Source organism: Mucilaginibacter sp. P4_C11 (assembly GCF_056402115.1).
Genome location: NZ_JBFUIA010000001.1, coordinates 121,338 through 143,775, shown reverse-complemented (window position 1 = coordinate 143,775; position 22,438 = coordinate 121,338). Strand labels below are relative to the sequence as shown.

Here is a 22,438-nt window from a genome sequence, read left to right as displayed (position 1 = left end):
TTAATATTTGAAAAACAAGTCATTAGTAATAGCATGCTAAAACACATTAACGCGCCCGATCTGGAAAAGAGCCTGAGGGCAATCGCAAAAACTCAAACCACAAAAACTATTATTGCTGGTGAAAATTATATTCCGGTAACAGGTAAAGTTCTTGATGAAGATGATATTTTATTAGGTGTTGAAGCTGCACTTGATGGATGGTTAACAACAGGGCGTTTTGCGAACGAGTTTGAAAGGGACTTTGCGGCCTATTTCAACGCCCCTAAGGCATTACTGGTTAACTCGGGTTCGTCAGCAAATCTCGTTGCATTTTATGCGCTTACATCTCCAAAACTTGGAGATCGGGCAATTAAACCGGGCGATGAGGTGATAACTGTCGCTGCTGGTTTTCCTACAACAGTAAACCCAATGGTTCAGTTTGGCGCTATACCAGTGTTTGTAGATGTAGATATCGCTACGCACAATGTGCTGTCAGATCAGATTGAAGCTGCTGTTTCTCCAAAAACAAAAGCGATTATGATTGCTCATTCATTAGGTAACCCTTTTGATTTAGATGAGGTGATGAGAGTTGCTAAGAAATATAAACTGTGGGTGGTTGAAGATGATTGCGATTCGCTTGGCGCTACCTATAGGGGTAAAAAAACAGGCACCTATGGCGATATCTCAACATTCTCGTTTTATCCAGCCCACCATATCACTATGGGCGAAGGAGGAGCAGTGATTGTTAACAACCCCGAATTGATTAAGTTGGCTGAAAGCTTCCGCGATTGGGGACGCGATTGTTATTGTGAGCCAGGAAAAGACAATACATGCGGATGCCGTTTTGGCCAGCAGTTGGGTAGCCTGCCTTATGGTTACGATCACAAATACACCTACTCGCATATCGGATTTAATTTAAAAGTTACAGATATGCAGGCGGCATTTGGGGTATCGCAACTTAAAAAAGTTGATCATTTTGTACAACGCAGGCGCGAAAACTATAAAGCACTTTATGAGCGCATGAAGCAGTTAGAAGATGTGTTTATTTTACCAGAGGCAACACCAAATAGCGATCCATCGTGGTTTGGGTTTTTATTGACGCTGAGGGAGGGTGACGCCGCCGACAGGCACATGCTGGTACAGCATTTAGAAGAGAAGAAGATAGGAACGCGTTTATTGTTTGCCGGTAATTTATTACGTCAGCCTGCCTACGCAAACGTTCAGCATCGGACAATCGGGGATCTGAAAAATACAGATATCATTATGAATCAATCATTTTGGTTAGGCGTATGGCCCGGTTTAAATGAAAGTCACTATGATTATATGCTTGATACTATAACTGATTATTTAAAATAACTGATCGGGCCTCAATAGATATTGCTATGTATACAATTTTGATCACAGGTATTAATGGTTTTCTGGGTAGTAACGTGGCTAAGAGGCTCTCAATAAATCATACTATTCTGGGCCTTGTACGCAATCCTGAAAACCTGCACAGAATCAAGGGTAATAACTTTGAGATATATAAATCTGACGAGGCCGGCATCAAGGAACTGTTTGAAAAGCACAAGGTTGATGTTGTCATTCACACGGCTACGTCGTATGGCCGTAACAATCAAACTGTAGACGAAATATCCCAAACAAATTTTCAATTTCCGTTGAGGTTGTTAGATATGGCAATTAAAAATGGAGTTAAAGCCTTTATTAATTCTGATACAGTTTTAGATCGTTTTGTCAATTTATATTCGCTAACGAAATGTCAGTTTGCCGATTGGCTCTATTTCAGGAGCAATCAGATCAAAGTAATTAATTTACAGCTTGAGCACTTTTATGGACCAGGCTGCGACAATACTAATTTTATTACGATGATGATCGGAAGGCTTAAGAACAACGAAAGTCATATCGATTTAACTAAAGGTGAGCAAAAAAGAGATTTTATCTACTTTGATGATACGGTTGATGCCTACGAACTGATGGTAAATAAGATTGATAGTTTAGCTAATGCTTACAATAATTTTCAGGTAGGCTCGGGTAAAGTTGTAGCTATTAAAGAACTGCTTAATGAGCTTAAAAAGCTCACAAACAGCTCGACATTATTGAATTTTGGTGCAGTTCCTTATCGTGAAAATGAACTTATGATATCAACCACTGATAACTCGGGCCTTGTGGCGCTTGGTTGGCAGGCCAAAACAACGCTTACAGAAGGATTAAAAAAGACAATTTAATATACATAATTTAAAGGGTACATATGAAATACTTAATAACGGGAGGCTGCGGTTTTATAGGTAGTAATTTAGCCGCTGAAGTATTAAAACGAGGCGAGGAACTTTTTGTTTTTGATAGTCTTTACCGTTTGGGAAGTACCCAAAATCTTGCATGGCTACAAGAACGCGGCGCATTTGAGTTTTATCATAGAGATATCAGAAACTTAAATGATGTTGAAACAGTAATTAAAGATATAAAACCAGATGTTATTTTTCACCTGGCGGGGCAGGTAGCTATGACTACCTCTATCCAAAACCCGCGCATGGACTTTGAGGTAAATGTTATGGGGTCACATAACGTTTTGGAGTCGGTAAGAAAATATTCGCCAAATACTGCTGTTTTATATTCTTCATCAAATAAAGTATACGGAGATTTTGCTGATTTGACGTTTGAGGAAACCGAAACCCGCTACCAATGTAAGGAGTTTCCAAACGGCTTTGATGAGCAGTCCCCACTTTCGTTCCATTCACCTTATGGTTGCTCAAAAGGCGCTGCTGATCAATACCTGATCGATTATAACAGGATTTTTGGCTTGCAAACGGTAGTGTTTAGACATTCTTCGATGTACGGTGGCAACCAACATCCCTCAAATGACCAGGGTTGGGTAAGTTGGTTCATAAAAAATGCGCTGGAAATAAAGAGCGGCAAACTTAAAGAACCGTTTACCATAAGTGGAACTGGTAAACAAGTACGTGATGTTTTACATGCTGATGATGTAGTTCGTTTATATTTTGCCGCATTTGAAAATATAGAAAAAACCAAAGGGCAGGCATTTAACATAGGCGGTGGTGTGGAAAATAGTTTATCGTTGCTTGAACTATTTGACCTGCTTGAAGAATTGCTTGATATTAAAATGATTTACAAACAATTGCCATGGAGAGAAAGTGATCAAAAAGTTTTCATTGCCGATAATACTAAAATTACACGACTTGCAAAATGGAAAGCGCTTGTTGACAAAAGAACAGGTGTCTTAGAAACTATTAACTGGCTGAAAAGTGCGAATATTTAAACCAATAACTAATTTTTTAACAAAAGGGTCAGACAGATCTATTAATGTTAAGAAGAATATTGTCATTTCATTTTTTTTGAAAGGATTAAATATTGGCGCATCCTTATTATACGTTCCTGCTACCATCAAATATCTGGACACAACACGGTACGGAATATGGATTACCTTAACATCGATAGTTGCCTGGTTTTCGTTATTTGACGTTGGTTTAGGAAACGGCTTGAGGAACAATCTTGCAACTGCCTTAGCCAATGATGAAAAGCTTGTGGCTCGGAAGCTGGTAAGTACTACTTACGCATTGTTGGTAATTATTAGTGCAAGCATTGCTTTTTTATTTTTTATTATAAATCATTGGCTTTACTGGCCCTCAATTTTAAATACTCAAACATCTTTTCAGAGTGAGCTATCTAAACTGGCGGTTATTGTAATATTTCTTTTTTGTTTAAAGTTTGTATTACAGGTAATTGATGTGATTTTGCTGGCCAGCCAACGCCCTGCCTTTAGTAGTTTATTGGAGGTTTCCGGGAGTGTTTTGGGATTGGTAGCTATTCTTTTTTTGGCTGTATTAGGCAAAACTTCATTGTTGAACTTTGGTATTGCTATCATGTCAATACCAGCTTTAGTATTTCTGATAGCAAGCATCATCCTGTTTAGCAAAAAGTATAGGTTTTTACGCCCTGGACTTAAATACGTTGATTTTAGTTACTCAAAAAGCCTTTTGGGCTTAGGTTTAAAATTTTTCATGGTACAAATTGCTGTGATCATCATTTTTCAAACCAGCAATATCATTATAGCACAACTGTTTTCACCAGCATCTGTTACACCTTATAATATAGCCTATAAATATTTTAGTGTCATCATAATGGTTTGGGGCATTGTTGTAACACCAATGTGGTCTGCATTTACTCATGCTATGGCAACCAAAGATTATAAGTGGATACAACGCACTATAAGAAAACTTAACTACCTAATGATATTTGTTGCGTTTGTGATATTAATTATGTTTTTGGCAGCACCTGCAGTCATTGCTTTGTGGACAAATAAAAGAGTGGTAATAAGTAACAGAATGCTAGTCATCTTCTCGTTTTATGCTATGATACAAGTATGGAACAATACTTATTCATATTTTCTGAACGGAACAGGCCTAATCAGAATACAGGTAATAACCTCGATTATAGCTTCGATAATTCATATCCCATTGTCAATATTTTTAGTTAGGTATTTACATTTTGGTCCCGAAGGGGTGGTGCTTTCTATGGCGATTTCACTTTCTATATTTGGCGTTGCAGGATCTATCAAATCTTTTAAAATAATTAACAAATGGGTAGCGGTAGCTTAGTTAGTATATTGATTCCTGTATATAATAGGGAGACCCTGGTTGGCAAGGCGATTGATTGTTCGCTTAGCCAAACGTATAAAAATATTGAAGTAATTGTCATTGATAATTGTAGTACTGACAATACCTGGAAAGTGCTGGGCGAATATGCCGGAAAAGATCCTCGCGTAAAAATATTCCGAAATGCCGAAAACCTTGGCCCGGTGGGAAATTGGATGGAATGTATCAAGCAATCAACAGGGGAATACGTGAAGATTCTATTCTCTGATGATTGGTTTGATGATGATTATATTGAAAAAACAATAGGGTATCTTGAAAATAATGCCGACGTTGGCTTGGTTTTTTCAAAGACAATGCTTCATCAATTTGGTGAGGTAGTTCCCAAATACGATAATTTTGGTGAAAATAAAGTTTTTCCATCAAAGCATTTTATTTACAGGTATATACGTAGTAAAGGCAACGTCCCTGTATCGCCAGGTTGTGCTATATTCAGGAAAACTGATATCCAGAAGTCATTGCTATATCATATACCAAATCCTTTAGGTATAAATTATCCCCGTACTGGCGGCGGCAATGACGTACTGCTATTTTTGCTAACAGCAGCGCGCTATAAAAATGTAGGATATGTACATAATACAAACTGTCATTTTTCGGGTGGAGATGACTCAATTACCAGGAATGAAGACCTGATAATGCCATATTTGTATGCAACAGCCTTTTTTTTAAATTCATATCGAACTTTTACTTGGTTTTATAAAGCAGTTTTGGGTACAAGGTATATATACTACCTTATTAAAAGGCATAAATTCAATGTAGAAAAAATAAAAGATGTTTATTTTTTGATACGATAACTTTTACCTGTAGTTAATGAAATCGTCGCTAAGCTTCATGAATGCAGGCTTCTTAAAAACAGAATATAAAAGTAACGAACAGCAGCAGCAATTGGGTTCGAAAGGTTAACAAAAAACTAAGAATGGTTATTAATTACGGTTATTAATGAGTACGATTAAAAGTTCGCATGTAGGGGGGGTAAACAAGTTGAGATCATTAAGGGTTTTCTTGTTGGTATCCTTGTGCTTTTTATCCGTGCAGCCCTGGATAGTGTGGGATCTTAATAACTTGTTCCCGGTTATTGGTTTATTCTACATGTTCATAGTATGTTTTACCACTTTAAAAAGGCGGAAGTACACCGTTTTGCCCTTTTTGCTTATCATATATATGCTTATTCCGCGTACGTATGAAATTATATCATTTAAAGCGGCCCTGATAACATCTATAGCGTTTGTTACTTTTTTGCAACATGAAGACGATGATGTTAAAACGGAAGTTTTTCAAAAGTTTGTAAAGCTATTTAGTACTTTACTGGTACCTGGAATTATATTGTACCTGGTTCATTATGTAATAAAGTTGCCATTTTTTATCATCCCAAGCAGAAACCTGGTACTTGTGCAGGAATACAGAAATTTTGGTTTTTTTGTGGAAGCGGTTCAAGATGTAGATGCAATACCAAGGTTCAGGTTTATTTTTGATGAAGCTGGAGTGGTTGGAACGGTGTGCTTTTATTTGTTATTGTTTTTGAGGTACGATTTTAAGCCGTGGCGTAATAAGATAATATTATTGGCTGGTCTTTTATCATTTTCGCTTTTCTTTTACATTGGGTCTTTTATCATGTTTTTTATGATGAAAATTACCAGTGTAAAAAGGATGTTGATTACAGTGGTTACCGTTTTAATTGTTGTTATAGCCCTTAGTAACACGGAGGTTTTTAATACCCTAATTTATTCGAGGATAACCAATGCACAGGATTTAATAGGTGAACAGCGAACCCAGGAAGTGTTTAATGCCCATTATGATAAATACGTGCAAACACCCCAATTAGCTATAGGAAATGGTATGGGGAGCGAATTTGCACTTGAAGAGCGTAAGGCGGCTATTGCTTCATATAAAGTATACATATATGAATACGGGATAGGTGGAGTACTGTTACTTGTTGTTATTTATTACAAGCTGATACGTAAGGTACTCAATCCTTTTAATTCAATTTTGGCTATCCTGGGGTTGTTGCTCTGCTGGTATCAAAGGCCCTGGATAAGCGATTATTACAATACTATATTGATATTTTGTGGTATCTATATGGTTCGCGATAAGTTGGAATTAACAAAAAAGGGAACCACCAAACCTTCAGAAATTGAAGAGCCATCGTTTGAAGGTGATGTTAAAGGGGCTAATAACTCTTTATCTTTTTAACACTATATAATATTTGATCATGAAATTACCAATAGCTATTGTTATACCTACCTTCAACAGGAAGCATTTATTAATTGAGTGTTTGAAATTGTTAAGAACTCAAACCGTTAAACCCGAACTAACTATAGTAGTTGATGATGGATCGTCTGACGGTACCGGAGAAATATTGAGTAACGATTTTCCGGAAGTGATTTGTTTAAAAGGTGATGGCAATCTGTGGTGGACAGGATCGGTAAATTTGGGAATTGATTATGTATTAAAAAACTACCCTGCAATTGAGGCGATAATTTTGCAAAATGACGATGTGAGTTTTAAAAGTGATTGGATTGCAAATTTAGTAACAGTAGCCAAAGAAAACCCAAAAGCGCTGATTGGTTCTGCAACGGTTGACGTTGCTGATGGTGATACGATAACATATGCCGGAAAAACGACTCACCCATGGTTTGCTTATTCAAAATATTATCATCGTGGAGCAAAGCTTTCCTCGTTTAAGGAGGAATTACTAATTGAATCATTTGATTTAATTGGCCGAGGAATATATATACCTGTGGAAGTATTTAAAGCAACCGGACTTTTTGATTATGAACATTTCAAACACCGCGGCGACACGGAATTACCGCTAAGGGCAAAAAATGCGGGCTATAAGTTATTGGTTACATCTAGGGCCATAGTTATGGAATATACAGGTACTACAGCTTCAATCGATATTAAAGAGAAATATTCACTTAATGATATTAAAGACAAGTTCTTTGATTTCAGAAGTTCGGCTTATTGGAAGTATCGTTATTATTATGGAAAGATACTATCAAAGAATAACCCGGTGCAGCATCATTTCTTTTTTGTGTGCCGTATGTTTATTCACCTTGGCGGTTTTGTTTCAAGATTAAGGTTGTGGTAAAATTTAGAACATTTTTGATAGTATGTTTAAAAATTAATTTGTATGCTTTTTAATTCTATTGAATTTATTTTTTTCTTATTACTGGTATTAATTATTTATCCACTTCTTAATCAAAAAGGGAGGTTGTATTTTTTACTTGCAGCCAGCTACTTTTTTTACGCATGTTGGGATTGGATGTACCTGGGTTTAATATTTTTTACCTCTGCCTCTTGTTTTGTTGTAGCCCGGCTAATAACAAATACCAAATATGCAAATTATCGCAAATTGTTTATGGCCTTAAGCTTAACGGTCAACTTTGGTATTTTATTTGTTTTTAAGTATTTTAATTTTGTTATTAAAGCCTTCGAGGATTTGGCGTCTGCGTTTCACGGAAATTATCAACTAAATGTATTGCATTTGTTGCTTCCGGTGGGTATTTCGTTTTATACTTTCCACTCCATTAGCTATGTTATTGATGTTTATAACGGCCGGATAAAGGCGGAACGCAACATCTTTAGGTTCTTGTTGTTCGTCTCGTTTTTTCCTCAATTGGTAGCGGGCCCTATCGCACGTTCGGAAAACCTGTTGCCTCAATTGCAGGAATTGAAAAACTATGATTATAGTAATTTCAGAAAGGGATTTGTGCTGATTTTTTGGGGATTATTTAAAAAGATGGTTATAGCAGATCGTTTGGCAATCGCGGTAAACCATGTGTATAATCACGTTGATAACGCATCTACATTGTCATTGATTATTGCCACTGTCTTTTTTACATACCAAATATATTGTGACTTTTCCGGTTATTCTGATATTGCTTTAGGTGTATCAAAGCTATTTGGTATCGATCTGATTGTAAACTTTAAGCAACCCTACTTCTCGAAAACTATTACGGAATTTTGGCGAAGATGGCACATATCGTTATCAACATGGTTCAGAGATTATCTATATATACCACTTGGAGGTAATAAAGTGTCAAAATCAAAATGGATATTCAATACTATGCTGGTGTTTGTGGTGAGTGGTTTATGGCATGGTGCAAATTATACCTTTTTAGTGTGGGGCGCTATACATGGGGCGATGCTGGTAATAGAACGGTTTATATATGGAGATAAAATAAGAAATATTACAAGTGGTATTAYGTTCGCTAATATCTGCAGGTGGTTTGTTACTTACGTAGTTGTTGTAATAGCGTGGACGTTTTTTAGGGCCAATAACATAGGTGATGCCATAAAAATATTTGGAAAAATACTTGCGTTTAAGGACATTAAACACGATTCGATAGCATTATTTACGCAAGGAGGTTCCGAGGGATTGATAGGCTTAAAGTTTTATGATTTCTTCTTAGCGGTATTCTTTATTCTGTTATTTATAACAGTTAATTTCATCTTCCGAAAGGATGGGCTGCCAAAATTTATATTGAGCCGGCCGACAGTGGTAAGATGGAGTTTCTATATAGTTATAACCTTTGTTGTACTATGGTTTGGTAAATTTGGGATCAATGAGTTTATATATTTTCAATTTTAATTCATGGGAAATAAAATATTAATAAAAACTGTTATTTACTTATTAGTAATATTTGGCATATGCCAGGTACTGAATATTGTATTCCCATCAAAAGCCATAGTTGTCCAACGTAAATGGGTGACTGATATTATGGCCGAAAAAGATACCCTCCAATCATTAACCTTTGGAAGGTCGCACGGTTTTGCGTTACATTACGATCATTGGGATTATAAGGGGCAAAATTTATCTTTAGGAGGAGAAGATATAGCTTCAATTAACTACAGTTTGAATTATTTTTTGCCTAAGCTCACCAATTTAAAAGAAGTATTGATTTGTATTTCTTATTCTTCTTTGTATTTTGATAACGAGGCGTTGTCGAACGGCAATTTAAATGATGCACGTAAGGCGATATACGCATCCATTCCCTCTTATAAGTTGGTTTCGCCGAAAGATTATAACAATATGTTTTTTGGAAAAATGTTTGCGTTTATGCACGCCGACTATGGCTTCGAGGAATTTAAGAACCTCGTTCAGGGGAATAAAGAATTTACAGAGAGTGACCAAAAGAAAACAGCGTTAGATTCTATTCACATTTTAGAGTCGGCTTCGATACAAGCATATGATCACAGTAAAGATAAGACTATTGCACTGGAATATAATCCGCACATCAGAGATGAGTATGTGAACTATCTTAAACAAATAGCTTCATTTTTAAAATCTAAAAATATAGCGTGCGTGTTTTTTACCCCACCTTATTATAAGGAGTATACGCGACTTTATCCGCAGGGGGATATAAAAGAAACAGAAAAATTTATGCAGCAAATTTGTAAAGAAACAGGCGCCGAGTATTATAATTTCTCAACTTATCAGCCAATTGCCAATGATATAAAATGGTTTTATAACGCAGATCATTTGAATGAACGGGGCGGCGAGTCATTTACAAAACTTTTTAATAAAATATTACGCAATAAAGCAACAATTAAAATGAGTGATTATCCTGATTTAAGAGTCGCTCGTTAAATATATTATTATCTCATTATATGAAATTAGGTAAAGTAATAGCTCATATACCCGCAAGAGGGGGAAGCAAAAGAGTACAATCAAAAAATCTTAGGTATATGGATGGCAAACCGATGATTGCTTATAGCATTGAAAGCGGTTTGAATAGTAACCTATTAGATGAGGTGTATGTAAACACCGATGATGATTCAATTGCGGCAATCGCTGAAAGTTTGAATTGCAAAGTATATCGGCGGCCGGCGTTATTGGGTGGAGACGATGCAACGGGCGAGGATTTTACCTATGATTTTATTAATGCCAAAAATCCGGATACCCTGGTGCTCATTAATCCTGTTTGCCCTCTTATCAGGCAGGTTGATATCCAGGGTGCACTTGAGGCATATGCAGCATCAGATGCGGATACACTTATTGGGTGTACACAAACACAAATGCAGTCATTTGTTAATAATGAACCAATAAATATTGTAGTTGACGGACCGCTTGCCCCGTCGCAAAATAATCAGGTAATTACAATATGTAATTGGGCGGTAACTATATGGAATGCCAATGTTTTTAGAAAATTGTACGAAAATAACCGCAGTGGATATTTTGGTATAAACAGGCTTTTTTGGCCCCTTGATCCATTAGTGGCAGTAAAGGTAAGCGAGGAGAAGGATTTTAGACTTGCAGAAGCGCTCTTGATCGCCAGAAAACATCAGTCAACCCAGGATATCGCACCAAAGTACTGGGCAAAAGAGTAAAGGTGCCACATTTTACGCGTAATAATTGTAACAGAAAATAATAATTTATACTATGAAAATATTAACCTCGCCCTCGTCTTTTGGCCAAGTTGGAAATGAACCTGTAGATCTGCTTGTCCAAAACGGTTACGAAGTAATTAATAATCCTTACGGCAGAAAACTAACAGAAGACGAGGTTATAGAGTTAGCTGCAGATTGTATTGGTATAGTAGCCGGCGTTGAACCACTCACCGCAAGGGTTATGGATGCACTGCCAAAACTAAAATGTATTAGCCGGGTTGGTATTGGTATGGATAGTGTGGATTTAAGCTATGCCGCTAAAAAGGGCATAACTGTAACAAATACTCCGGATGGTCCAACCAGGGCTGTAGCTGAACTGACGTTGGCCATGACACTTGCCCTGTTAAGGAAGATTCCTCAAGCTCACTATGATCTTAAAAATAAAGTTTGGAAAAAACAAGTAGGTAATCTTGTACTTAACAAGGTTGTTGGTGTTGTTGGTTTGGGGCGTATTGGTAAACTTGTTTCTCAATTATTCAGAGGGATTGGAAATCCGGTGATTGGTTATGATCCTTATGCTGACAAGGAGTGGGCGTTAAATAATGGCGTTGAAATTACAGATATGGAAACGCTATTGGCTAAAGCAGATATTCTGACTATTCATGTTCCTGGGAACGAGGACGGCTCGGCAGTTATAGGTGTCAATGAATTGTCGGTGATGAAACCTGGATCATTTTTAATAAATATATCGCGTGGAGGTATAGTTGATGAAGAGGCATTATACAATTCCCTTGCGGCTAATAAATTAGCTGGTGCGGCAATTGATGTTTTCTCGACGGAGCCGTACGCAGGGCCCTTATGCGATCTTGATAATGTGGTGCTTACTCCTCATTTAGGTTCATATGCAGAAGAAGGGAAGTTGCTGATGGAAATTGACGCAGTAAAAAATTTAATTAACACACTAAAATAATACTATTGATGGATTATAAAGTTGGCATAATAGGCTATGGTGTAATGGGCAAAATTCGCCACCAGGCCATAGATGAAATTAAAAAGGGTACAGTGATAGCGATATCCGAACCCAATGCAGAGCCGGAAGTGAATGGGATTCCTAATATCAGCCATGAGCAGATTATTAATCATGCGGATATTGATATAATAATTGTTTGTACGCCTAATTTTTTAAATAAAGATTTAACTATAAGGGCATTAAACGCTGGTAAACATGTTTTCTGCGAAAAACCTCCTGCTTTCACCGGGGCCGATATACTTGAAATAAAGCAGGCCGAAACTGAAAGTGGTAAAAAACTGATGTACGGATTTAATCATCGCCATCATGATAGCGTAATGCATATTAAAAAGCTTATTGATAGCGGCGAATATGGAAAAGTTTTATGGCTACGTGGTCGTTACGGTAAAAGTGTTACAAATGATTATTTTAACCAGTGGAGAGCTAAAAAGGAATTAGCCGGCGGTGGTATTTTGATGGATCAGGGTATTCACATGCTTGATTTATTCCTGCACCTTTCGGGTGATTTTGACGTGGTCAAAGCAGAAGTTTCAAATTTATATTGGCATATGGATGTTGAGGATAATGCTTTTGTTATTCTCAAAGAATCGGCTACAGGCAAGGTGGCATCGCTACATTCAACAATGTCTCAGTGGCGCCATCTGTTTTCCCTCGAAATTTTTCTTGAAAAAGGATACATGGTGCTAAATGGTCTTATTACGTCTTCAATGTCGTACGGTGAAGAAACGCTGTCTATTGCTAAAAACAGATCTACAGCACCTGCGGCTACTTGGAAAGATGAAGTTATAACCAAATACGTTGATAATAATAGCTGGCGTTATGAAATGAATCACTTTTTTGATTCAATTATCGACGATAAAGCTGTAACCATCGGTAATTCAGATGATGCATACAAACTGATGCGCATCATAGATAAAGTATACGAACAAAAAGAGTTTTAATCATAACTTATAAAAAATAAAAATCTATTACAATGGAAAGACAAGAAAAAGTTAAAAGCTATCTGGGCGACTATATCACCCGTTTGACAGATATCTTAAATAAGATTGAGGTTGCGAAACTTGAGCAGGTAATTACAGCCATGATTACTGCCTTTAAAAACGGCAATACTATTTATGTTGTTGGTAATGGCGGCAGCGCGGCTACGGCATCGCACATGCAAGCTGATTTTAGGTTTTTCGTTCGTTATTTCTCTAAGTTTCGTCCGAAGATTATCGCTTTAACTGATAACGTACCTATGATTACCGCCATCGGTAACGACAATAACTTTGATGACGTTTTTGTTGAGCAAATGCGCGGCCAGTTTGTTTCTGGTGATGTTTTAATTGCAATATCAGCAAGTGGAAATTCACCTAACCTGGTTAAGGCAGCGGAGTATGCCAACGAATTGGGGGGTACCTCCATTGCGTTTGTAGGCTTTTTAGGTGGAAAATTGAATGATATTTCGTCGATATCGTTATATACGCCAAACCCTAAAGGAGATTATGGCCCAATTGAGGATGTTCACATGATTTTAAATCACGTCATCGTTAACTACCTTTCAACCGATGAGGAATTTTTAGCACTTACCGCTAAATAATCAATTAATATGGATAGTATATCTAACGTTAAAATTGATTTTACAGGTAAGGTAGCGCTTATAACCGGCGGCACCAGGGGAATTGGAAAAGCCATTGCAGATCGCTTTCTTGATGCTGGTTGTTCTGTAATTTTAACGGGTACGAATGCATCAGAAATTGATCAGCTAAACGCCGATAATAATGGTGACAAAATAAGTTATTTGCAACTTGATTTTACCAATCAGCAATCGGTTGAACAATTTTTATTAAAGCTAGATAAATTTGATAAGATAGATGTGCTCATCAATAACGCAGGAATTAACAAGGTTGCGCTTAACGTAGATACTACCAATGCCGATTTTGATTTGCTTCATAGCGTTAATGTAAAGGGGCCATATGTACTGTGCCGGGAAGTGAGCAAACTCATGAAAAAGAACGGGTACGGACGAATAGTTAATATCACATCCATTTGGAGTGCTATTACCCGGCCCGGCCGGTCTGTTTATGCCACTAATAAAAACGCAATTGTTGGGCTTACTAAAACATTGGCGGTTGAGTTAGGGAAGGATAATATATTGGTAAACGCAGTAGCGCCAGGGTTTACACTTACCGAACTTACGGCAACTACAAATTCTGCCGACGATTTGCAGAAACTGACAGAAATAATTCCAATGAACAGAATGGCCCAGCCAGTAGAAATAGCCAATGTTATACTTTTTTTAAGTAGTGATTTAAATAGTTATTTAACTGGTCAAAATATAATTGTTGACGGAGGATATACCAATGTATAATTTTAAAATAAAATCAATTGTTCACGACTATAGTGTACAGTTTATTGACGATACTCAAGCTGTGTTACTTCAGCAACTTAAAGAAGGTGATGTAATTATCATCGATAATAAAATAAAAGAGCTGTACAAGGATATGCTTCAGCCAGTACTTGATTTGTATTGGCATATTGGTATCGATGCTTCGGAAAATGTTAAAAGCTATCAAGGCGTAATGCCCATCATTGAAAGCCTGATAGATAATGGTTTCAGAAAAAATCATAGGTTAATAGCTATTGGTGGGGGAATAACTCAGGATGCTACAGCGTTTATAGCATCAATTATGTACCGTGGTGTTGATTGGTACTTTTTTCCTACCTCGTTACTTGCTCAGGGTGATAGTTGCATCGGAAGTAAAACCTCCATTAATTTTAACAAATACAAAAACCAACTCGGAGGCTTTTACCCGCCCAATGAAATATTTATTAACCTGGATTTTTTAAATACGCTTTCATTATGGGACTTAAAATCAGGTATGGGCGAAATGTGCCATTATTTCATTGTATCTGGCGAAGAAGACTTTACAAGATTTAAAAATGAATATGCGCAAGCCCTTGTTGATAAAAAAGTTTTAGCCGGCATTATAAACAGAAGCCTGGAGATAAAGAAGGGGTATATTGAAAGAGACGAGTTTGATAAAAACGAGCGTCTTGTATTTAATTACGGGCACTCATTTGGGCACGCCATTGAATCACTGACTAATTATCGCATCCCACACGGAATTGCAGTAAGTTATGGTATGGATATGGCTAACTTCGTATCAGTAAAATTGGGGTATATCGATAATTCAATTCGCCAAAATATCAGGGAGTTGTTACAGCAGATATGGGCTGGAACTACTATCAACGATATCTCGCTTGATAAGTTTGCATCTGCATTAAGCAAAGACAAAAAGAACGTTGGTAAAATATTAGGCCTGATTCTTAATAAAGGTTATGGAAAAATATTTAAGGACATGAGACCCATGGATGAGCAGTTCATAGGGTGGTTAAACGAGTATTTTACAAACGAATTAAACTAAGCATACGATGATAGTTGATAAATTAAAGAACATTGATATTTATAAAGGCATCTCTGCTGACATTTATTTAGGGCTGCAATATTTAAAAAATGCTACTGCTGATATTGAAGTTGGCACTTACCCGATCAATGATAACGTGAAAGCTATTGTTAGCGAGTATTATACTGTTGAAAAATTTGAAAGAGGCTACGAAGCTCATAAACATGTGATTGACATTCAGTATCCTATCAGAGGCCTCGAACGGGTTAAATGGTCACCTATTGAAGGTATGAATGTAAACATTCCTTATAGTGAGGAGCATGACCGCACTTTTTACAAAGATCCTTCACCCCGTGGAACACATGTTGATATTGGCGAAGGAATATTTGCCATTATGTTTCCCGAAGACGGCCACGGTCCGCAGCATTTTGTTGACGAACCGCAGTTTATTAAAAAGATAACGATAAAAATAGCTATTTAGTAGGGAGAAGAATAGCTTAAGAATGGGTCTTGAGAATTTCGGTATGAAGAAGAATATTGGAATGATAGGCCGGGTTTAAATGCAGAATTGGCCGATTATTAATAGATGATGATTGGAAATTATGTTACTTATGTCCTGGAGTTTCAGGGTACGTGGGCAGATAAGCCATAAAGCTTTTCTTTGTCCGGGGATGGAGGCAAAACTATCTTGGTGATTAAAAAGATGTTTTGTGACACATTGCAGCAGTATCAAATCTGTTATTGTTGTCCTGATGTTTTTTGAAGCTGGTAACGGCGACGCCGTAACGGTATTACCCGGCATAGATAATTAAACTATCAAAATGAAAGATATAACCTTAAAGAAAAAAATCAAGAATAATGAAACCGCATTGGGCTCATGTGCAACTATACCACATCGGTGGAGTATAGATATTTTGGCCGGGGCTGGCTACAATTTTATAGCTTTCAATATCGGCTTTTTATTTAAGGATATAAAGGCAACGCAGAAAATGAATTTAAAAACGGGAAACAACTAACATGAAGGCTATTTTAAGTATCGCATATCATTCTTTAAAAAACCATGGCCCTAAAATGGTCTTTACAAGGTTTTACAAATACGCAATTGTAAAAGCTAAACGTCTTTTTTCAAAACCAGATCTGGAAAATATCGAGAAATGGAAAAGTATGAAAGGCAAATATGAGGGCAAAAGAGTATTTGTTATCGGTAACGGACCAAGCTTAAACAAAACGCCATTGTATCTTTTAAAAAATGAGTATACGTTGTGTTTTAACCGTATAAACCTAATGTTTGAGCGCAATGGCTGGACTCCAAACTTTTACATGATTACTGATGACTTGGTTATCAGGGATGTAGTGCAGGAATTAAATGCGGAAATATTACCAAATGTTGATTATGGTTTTTTCCCCGATATACATCCATATAACATTAACTTTCAGAAGTATGTTAAAAAGCGGGACAATGTACTTTGGATAAAAACAGATAAGCCAGGGTTTACTACAAATTTGCCTGAATGCGGTATCAATAACACTGTTGTAAATGCTGGTTTGCAGATTATGGCTTATCTTGGCTTTAAAGAGATATACCTTTTAGGAGTGGATGCTTCTATTGCTTTTTCTGATCATAATACAAGCACCGAGAATAACCGCGAACTTATATCGCAGGCTGATGATCCTAACCATTTCGATCCAAGATACTTTGGAAAAGGTAGAAAATACCACTATCAGCCAATGTATGAAATGGTTGAGAAGTTTAAGGTTGCCAGGGTTTTTTTGGAGGAGTTGGGCGTGAAAATACGTAACCTCGGTTATGATCCTCAACTAAAAGTATTTGAACGCCAGAATTTATTGGATGTTTTAAACTACGATGATAAAACGAAAGAGCGGTTGTTTATGGAAACTGTTGCTCATGGTAAAGATGTGTTGACCTTTGACGAACTTGTTAAGGATGCCGTTCATATAACCGAGGCTGCAACATTTGATCCAAACGCCGATAAAGTACGTATCGACGGTGAAGAAGGTGCAAAATTGGTTCCTAAGTCTATATTAACACACATTCCGTACGGTCCCTTTAATGGCTCATATGTGCTTATAAAACGGACTGAGCCTATTGTTTTGTAAAAAGTAGTTATATATTAATAGAGCTTTAATTATTAAGAAACAAGGTTATGTCAGAGAAAAACCATTACTTATCCTCGCTTGATGGTGCAAGGGCTTTGTCCATACTGTTAGTGTTGTTTGCACATCTGGGATTTGAAAAGAATGTTCCAGGCGGTTTAGGTGTTAATATATTCTTTTTCATAAGTGGGTTTCTGATTACAAGGTTGCTTATAGAGGAGTTTAAAAAACGGCAACATATAAATTTCAAGAATTTTTATATTCGTCGCTTATTACGTTTATATCCGCCGTTATTATTAATGATAGCAGTTGCATTTGTGTTTGCTTTTCTTGTAAATCAAAAGCTGTTACCAAGCGAGGTGTTAGCATCCATATTTTATTATGAAAACTATTTTGTGATATTTCATCCCGAAGTAAAATCTAATCTTGGAATTATATGGTCGCTTTCAGTAGAAGAGCATTTCTATTTGGTGTTCCCCTTGTTTTTTAGCTTGTTTATGCGAAACACGCGATGGCTGATAATATTAACGTTGCTAATAGTTCTTTCGTCACTTTTGTTGCGTGTTTACATAGGTTACAGTTATCACTTTAGCGAATTCTCATATAAGTATAACTACAATGCATCATTGTGCCGGTCCGATTCGATATTATTGGGCTGTCTTTCAAGCATGATATTATGGCTTGATAAAAAAAATGTATATCTTAAAGTTGCAGAATCTCTACCAGTATTTATAGGTGCGTTAGTTGTATTATTCATGAGTTTAGTTATCAGGAATGAATTTTTCAGGCAAACACTTAGGTATTCGGCGCAAAGTATAGCATTAATGTCAATAATTCCTGCTATGTTATTTGGGAAAAGGTATGCTTTCATTAACAGGTTTTTGTCCATTAAGCCATTGGTGTTTATTGGTAAACTCAGTTACTCACTATACCTGTTTCATTTGATTGCTTATCGTATATGTGATACTTACTTCAACATGAACCCAAAATCATTACCTTATTATGTTTTAAGTTTATCAGGGGCGTTTATCCTGGCTTTAATCAGTTATAACCTGGTTGAAAAACCCGTGATGAAATTAAGGCGTAAATTTGGTTCTCATACGGGCGATGCGTCCAAAGCACAGGATACCGTACCTTCATTACAAGTTGAGCAATAGTTAAATATTTTATATATTAGTATGCAGGATTATCTTCTTTTATCTCACATCGTATCACAGTTAACTCCGGCCTATGGAGATAAGGATAGGGTTTTTATCAAAACGAACTCGGCTATAAGTAAGGGCGATACAGCCAATACGTCGTGTTGGTTTTTTTCAAACAACCATATTGGCACCCACATCGATTCAGCTCACCATTTTTGCGAAAATGGACAGAAAACATTTGAAATTCCAATACGGGATTACTTTTATGAAAAAGTATCGATCGTTGATATCCCATGTACCGAGGCTAAGCTGATAGATATTGAGGATTTTAAAACTCTTACCACGATAAAACCGGATACCGAACTTTTGCTTATCAGGACAGGGTATGAGAATTATCGCGGAGAAGACAAATATTGGAACGATAATCCAGGGTTGGCACCTGAACTCGCTGATTATTTTAGAGAGTTATATCCTGCTTTGCGCTGTGTTGGATTTGATTTTATATCCCTTACTTCATGGAAGTTCCGGGTAGAGGGTCGTGCAAGTCATAAGGCATTTTTATGCCCTGCCGATGGTAAAAAATCTATTCTGGTAATAGAAGATATGGCCTTATTAAAGGCCCCAAATGAAATTGATTTAGTAGTAGTTGCTCCTTTAATGGTTGAAGACGGTAATGGAGGCGCTGTTACTATTTTTGCTAAATAAAATAAATAAAAACAATAGAGAAATAATCTGCCTCAAAAATTAAAAGAAAAATATGGTAAAAGTTGCACTTATCGGCGCCGGAAAAATGGGTATATCTCATTTATCTATATTGGGTGCTCATCCCGATGTCGAAGTTGTCGGGGTATGTGATACCTCAAAAATGGTAAATGATTTTTTATCGAGGTATTGTAATTTTAAATGTTTTACTGATTACAAGAAGATGATCAGCGAAGTAAAACCTGATGCAGTAGTAGTGGCGGTTCCTACTAAATTCCACTACAGCATTATAAAGGATTTGCTGGATAGCAAAGTTCACATTTTCGCAGAAAAGCCGTTTTGCTTAACAGCAACAGAAGGCGAAGAATTGGTGAAACTTGCTGCAAAACAGAATGTTGTAAATCAGGTTGGTTACCACAACAAATTTATTGGAACGTTTGGTGAAGTGAAAAAAATTGTGAATAGCGGCGCCCTTGGCGAGCTTAATCACTTTGTGGCAGAATCATACGGGCCGGTGGTGATTAAAGCAAAACAGGAAACCTGGCGTTCAGATCCATCGGAAGGTGGCGGTTGCCTGCTTGATTACGCATCACACGTAATCGACCTGTTAAATGACATCCTTGCACCGGTTACTGCCGTAAAAGGTAGCCTGCTAAAGTCTATCTATTCAAAAAATGTGGAAGATGCAGTTTATTCTTTGGTTGAATTATCAAATAAACTCAGTGGAGTTTTATCTGTTAATTGGAGTGATGAAACTTATCGCAAAATGTCTACCTCGATAACAATCATTGGTACCAAAGGAAAAATTGTTTCTGACGCCAACGAGCTTAAAGTATTTTTAAAAGATGAAAATGCATACAAAGGATACTCAAAAGGCTGGAACGTAAAATATATTACTGATTTAACAGAAGAAGTAGATTTTTATTTACGTGGAGAAGAATATTCTGCACAGCTTGATTATTTTATTAAAGCTGTCGAAGGTAAGGTTCCAAATACAATAAACACGTTTCAAAGTGCATGGTATACAGACCGCGCTATTGATCTGATTAAAAAAAGCGTTAAATAAAATACTATGGAAAGAATTCTTTTTGGAGATAACCAGTTTTTTGCTGTTAATCATATATCTGACGAAAAATCAAGAGCACAATCTATAAAATTCAAGGATGATAGTGCCATTATAAAGACGCTTGATGAAGCGAGAGCGCAGGGTATTAATACATTTATGTGCACAACCCATGATAGGATTGCAAACATCTGCGAAATAATAAGGAAGGATCCTGAAAAATATAAAGACTTTAAAGTTTACCCGTGCATGCCGTATGCCCATAAGTATGCTAATGCTGTTACAGAATTAGGCATCGCAGGCACTATTAAGCAATACGTACCGGGTAACCTTTTTGGTACTATATTTAAAGGCGGCGTAGCTTTCTTGTCAAAAGATTTTATCTCGATCATGGAACTTTTGATTGATGCAGAAATGAAGATGTTTAAAGGTGTAAATACACCTGTGGTGTTTTTGCAAAATGTTATTACCGATCTTTTCCTGGGATTAGGTGCCAACGAAATTTTAACAGGTTTTCATAGCTATGTTAAAAAGAAATATAACGCCGAAGCCGGGTTTATTACCATGAACATGCCAAAACTGCTTGATGTACTTGAAAAAGGCGGCATTGAGAATCCAATTATCTGTTCATCAATAAATAAAGTTGGTTTCCGTATGTCTGGCGGTAAAGAAATTTACGAAGAAACGTTAAAAACACGTAAATTAAGGGCGATAGCTATGCAGGTGTTGGGCGGTGGTGCTATTGCACCAAAAGAGGCAATGGAGTATGTATGTAACTTGCCAAACATCGAATCGATATTATTCGGGGCATCTTCAAAAGCTAACATTGAAAACACGGTTTCGACAATAAATTATTTCGATTCAAAGAAATAATTCAGGTATAGGTATTTACTAAAAGAAAAAATTAAATGAAAAAAGTAGCTTTACTAACAGGCATAACCGGTCAGGACGGGGCTTATTTAACCGAGCTGTTATTATCAAAAGGATATGAGGTACACGGTATTAAAAGAAGAAGCTCTTTATTTAACACCGATAGGATTGATCACTTATACCAGGATCCTCATGATACAAACGTGCGCCTTACATTACACTACGGTGACCTGAGCGATTCAACCAATTTGATCAGGATAATCCAGCAAGTACAGCCGGATGAAATATATAACCTGGGCGCAATGTCGCATGTTAAGGTAAGTTTTGATACTCCCGAATATACCGCAAATGCTGATGGTATTGGTACCCTGCGGTTATTGGAAGCTATCAGGATATTAGGCCTGGAGAAGAAAACAAAAATATACCAGGCATCTACGTCTGAGTTGTATGGTTTGGTTCAGGCAGTTCCCCAATCAGAAACTACGCCTTTTTACCCTCGTTCGCCCTACGCAGTAGCTAAAATGTATGCTTATTGGATAACGGTGAACTATCGTGAGGCTTACGGCATCTACGCTTGTAATGGTATATTATTTAACCATGAAAGCCCACTACGGGGCGAAACATTTGTAACCCGCAAAATTACCCGTGCTACATCTAAAATAGCGATGGGATTACAAGATAAATTATACCTGGGTAACCTTGATGCACAACGCGATTGGGGCCATGCTAAGGATTACGTAGAGGCTATGTATTTGATATTACAGCAGGAAACCCCTACTGACTATGTAATAGCAACCGGCGTAACTACACGCGTACGTGAATTTGTTAGAATGGCTTTTGCTGAAGTAGGTATAACAATCGAGTTTAAAGGCGGGGGAGTTGAGGAAAAAGGTTACGTAGTATCGTGCGATTCTCCCGATTTTCAGGTTGAAATTGGTAAAGAAGTTGTTGCTGTCGACCCTAAATATTTCCGCCCGACAGAGGTTGAATTACTTATAGGCGACCCTACAAAATCAAAAACCTTGTTAGGGTGGACACCTAAATATGATTTGAAAATGTTGGTAGAAGACATGATGAATGCCGATGTTAACCATTTCCGTAAAGAGAAATTGTTAAAAGAATCTGGCTATACAATTAAAAATCAATTTGAATAA

23 protein-coding genes are annotated in these 22,438 nt (G+C 37.0%); all 23 read left to right on the top strand.

Features of this window, described 5'->3' with window-relative positions; translation table 11 throughout:
- Positions 1-33 precede the first annotated feature (33 nt).
- The gene (gene rfbH, locus AC1DU2_RS00660) at positions 34-1,335 is read left to right on the top strand and encodes a lipopolysaccharide biosynthesis protein RfbH (protein ID WP_477364739.1); all 1,302 of its coding nucleotides are present in this window, start codon (positions 34-36) and stop codon (positions 1,333-1,335) included.
- 26 nt (positions 1,336-1,361) lie between these two features.
- Positions 1,362-2,204 carry an NAD-dependent epimerase/dehydratase family protein gene (locus AC1DU2_RS00655; protein ID WP_477364742.1) on the top strand — a complete coding sequence of 281 codons (843 nt, stop codon included), beginning with the start codon at positions 1,362-1,364 and terminating at the stop codon, positions 2,202-2,204.
- Positions 2,205-2,227: 23 nt separating this feature from the next.
- Positions 2,228-3,253, top strand: coding sequence for an NAD-dependent epimerase/dehydratase family protein (locus AC1DU2_RS00650; protein WP_477364745.1), 1,026 nt, complete (start codon positions 2,228-2,230; stop codon positions 3,251-3,253).
- The gene (locus AC1DU2_RS00645; protein WP_477382337.1) at positions 3,240-4,592 is read left to right on the top strand and encodes a lipopolysaccharide biosynthesis protein; all 1,353 of its coding nucleotides are present in this window, start codon (positions 3,240-3,242) and stop codon (positions 4,590-4,592) included. Before AC1DU2_RS00650 ends, AC1DU2_RS00645 begins: the two co-directional genes overlap by 14 nt.
- Complete coding sequence (locus AC1DU2_RS00640) at positions 4,574-5,440, top strand: glycosyltransferase family 2 protein (RefSeq protein WP_477382336.1); 867 nt, start codon at positions 4,574-4,576, stop codon at positions 5,438-5,440. The genes AC1DU2_RS00645 and AC1DU2_RS00640 overlap by 19 nt, the downstream gene beginning before the upstream one ends.
- A gap of 145 nt (positions 5,441-5,585) precedes the next feature.
- Positions 5,586-6,836 carry a hypothetical protein gene (locus tag AC1DU2_RS00635; protein ID WP_477382334.1) on the top strand — a complete coding sequence of 417 codons (1,251 nt, stop codon included), beginning with the start codon at positions 5,586-5,588 and terminating at the stop codon, positions 6,834-6,836.
- A 19-nt stretch (positions 6,837-6,855) separates the two neighbouring features.
- Complete coding sequence (locus AC1DU2_RS00630; RefSeq protein ID WP_477382333.1) at positions 6,856-7,734, top strand: glycosyltransferase family 2 protein; 879 nt, start codon at positions 6,856-6,858, stop codon at positions 7,732-7,734.
- Positions 7,735-8,004: 270 nt separating this feature from the next.
- Positions 8,005-9,237: an MBOAT family O-acyltransferase gene (locus AC1DU2_RS00625; protein WP_477382332.1), complete on the top strand. Its 1,233-nt coding sequence runs from the start codon at positions 8,005-8,007 to the stop codon at positions 9,235-9,237.
- A 3-nt stretch (positions 9,238-9,240) separates the two neighbouring features.
- Complete coding sequence (locus AC1DU2_RS00620) at positions 9,241-10,236, top strand: hypothetical protein (protein WP_477364764.1); 996 nt, start codon at positions 9,241-9,243, stop codon at positions 10,234-10,236.
- 20 nt (positions 10,237-10,256) lie between these two features.
- Complete coding sequence (locus tag AC1DU2_RS00615) at positions 10,257-10,976, top strand: acylneuraminate cytidylyltransferase family protein (RefSeq protein WP_477364767.1); 720 nt, start codon at positions 10,257-10,259, stop codon at positions 10,974-10,976.
- Between the two features lie 52 nt (positions 10,977-11,028).
- On the top strand, positions 11,029-11,946 hold the full coding sequence (locus AC1DU2_RS00610) for a phosphoglycerate dehydrogenase (RefSeq protein ID WP_477364770.1): 918 nt from the start codon (positions 11,029-11,031) through the stop codon (positions 11,944-11,946).
- Between the two features lie 8 nt (positions 11,947-11,954).
- Entirely contained in the window at positions 11,955-12,947 is a 993-nt protein-coding gene (locus tag AC1DU2_RS00605) for a Gfo/Idh/MocA family protein (protein WP_477364773.1), read from the top strand.
- Positions 12,948-12,979: 32 nt separating this feature from the next.
- Positions 12,980-13,585 (top strand): D-sedoheptulose-7-phosphate isomerase, encoded by a 606-nt coding sequence (locus AC1DU2_RS00600; protein ID WP_477364777.1) that lies wholly within the window; start codon positions 12,980-12,982, stop codon positions 13,583-13,585.
- A gap of 9 nt (positions 13,586-13,594) precedes the next feature.
- A complete protein-coding gene (locus AC1DU2_RS00595) occupies positions 13,595-14,356 on the top strand; it encodes an SDR family NAD(P)-dependent oxidoreductase (protein WP_477382330.1) in 762 nt (253 codons plus the stop codon).
- The gene (locus AC1DU2_RS00590; RefSeq protein ID WP_477382329.1) at positions 14,349-15,413 is read left to right on the top strand and encodes an AroB-related putative sugar phosphate phospholyase (cyclizing); all 1,065 of its coding nucleotides are present in this window, start codon (positions 14,349-14,351) and stop codon (positions 15,411-15,413) included. The genes AC1DU2_RS00595 and AC1DU2_RS00590 overlap by 8 nt, the downstream gene beginning before the upstream one ends.
- A gap of 7 nt (positions 15,414-15,420) precedes the next feature.
- Positions 15,421-15,873, top strand: a complete 453-nt coding sequence (locus AC1DU2_RS00585; RefSeq protein WP_477364787.1) for a NanQ anomerase/TabA/YiaL family protein — start codon at positions 15,421-15,423, stop codon at positions 15,871-15,873.
- Positions 15,874-16,213: 340 nt separating this feature from the next.
- Positions 16,214-16,408, top strand: coding sequence for a hypothetical protein (locus tag AC1DU2_RS00580; RefSeq protein ID WP_477382328.1), 195 nt, complete (start codon positions 16,214-16,216; stop codon positions 16,406-16,408).
- 1 nt (position 16,409) lies between these two features.
- Complete coding sequence (locus tag AC1DU2_RS00575) at positions 16,410-17,510, top strand: 6-hydroxymethylpterin diphosphokinase MptE-like protein (protein ID WP_477364794.1); 1,101 nt, start codon at positions 16,410-16,412, stop codon at positions 17,508-17,510.
- Positions 17,511-17,557: 47 nt separating this feature from the next.
- The gene (locus tag AC1DU2_RS00570) at positions 17,558-18,664 is read left to right on the top strand and encodes an acyltransferase family protein (protein ID WP_477364797.1); all 1,107 of its coding nucleotides are present in this window, start codon (positions 17,558-17,560) and stop codon (positions 18,662-18,664) included.
- Positions 18,665-18,685: 21 nt separating this feature from the next.
- Complete coding sequence (locus AC1DU2_RS00565) at positions 18,686-19,354, top strand: cyclase family protein (RefSeq protein ID WP_477364800.1); 669 nt, start codon at positions 18,686-18,688, stop codon at positions 19,352-19,354.
- A gap of 52 nt (positions 19,355-19,406) precedes the next feature.
- Entirely contained in the window at positions 19,407-20,417 is a 1,011-nt protein-coding gene (locus AC1DU2_RS00560; RefSeq protein WP_439699153.1) for a Gfo/Idh/MocA family protein, read from the top strand.
- Between the two features lie 6 nt (positions 20,418-20,423).
- Positions 20,424-21,287, top strand: a complete 864-nt coding sequence (locus AC1DU2_RS00555) for an aldo-keto reductase family protein (RefSeq protein ID WP_439699152.1) — start codon at positions 20,424-20,426, stop codon at positions 21,285-21,287.
- A 35-nt stretch (positions 21,288-21,322) separates the two neighbouring features.
- The gene (gmd, locus tag AC1DU2_RS00550; RefSeq protein WP_477364807.1) at positions 21,323-22,438 is read left to right on the top strand and encodes a GDP-mannose 4,6-dehydratase; all 1,116 of its coding nucleotides are present in this window, start codon (positions 21,323-21,325) and stop codon (positions 22,436-22,438) included.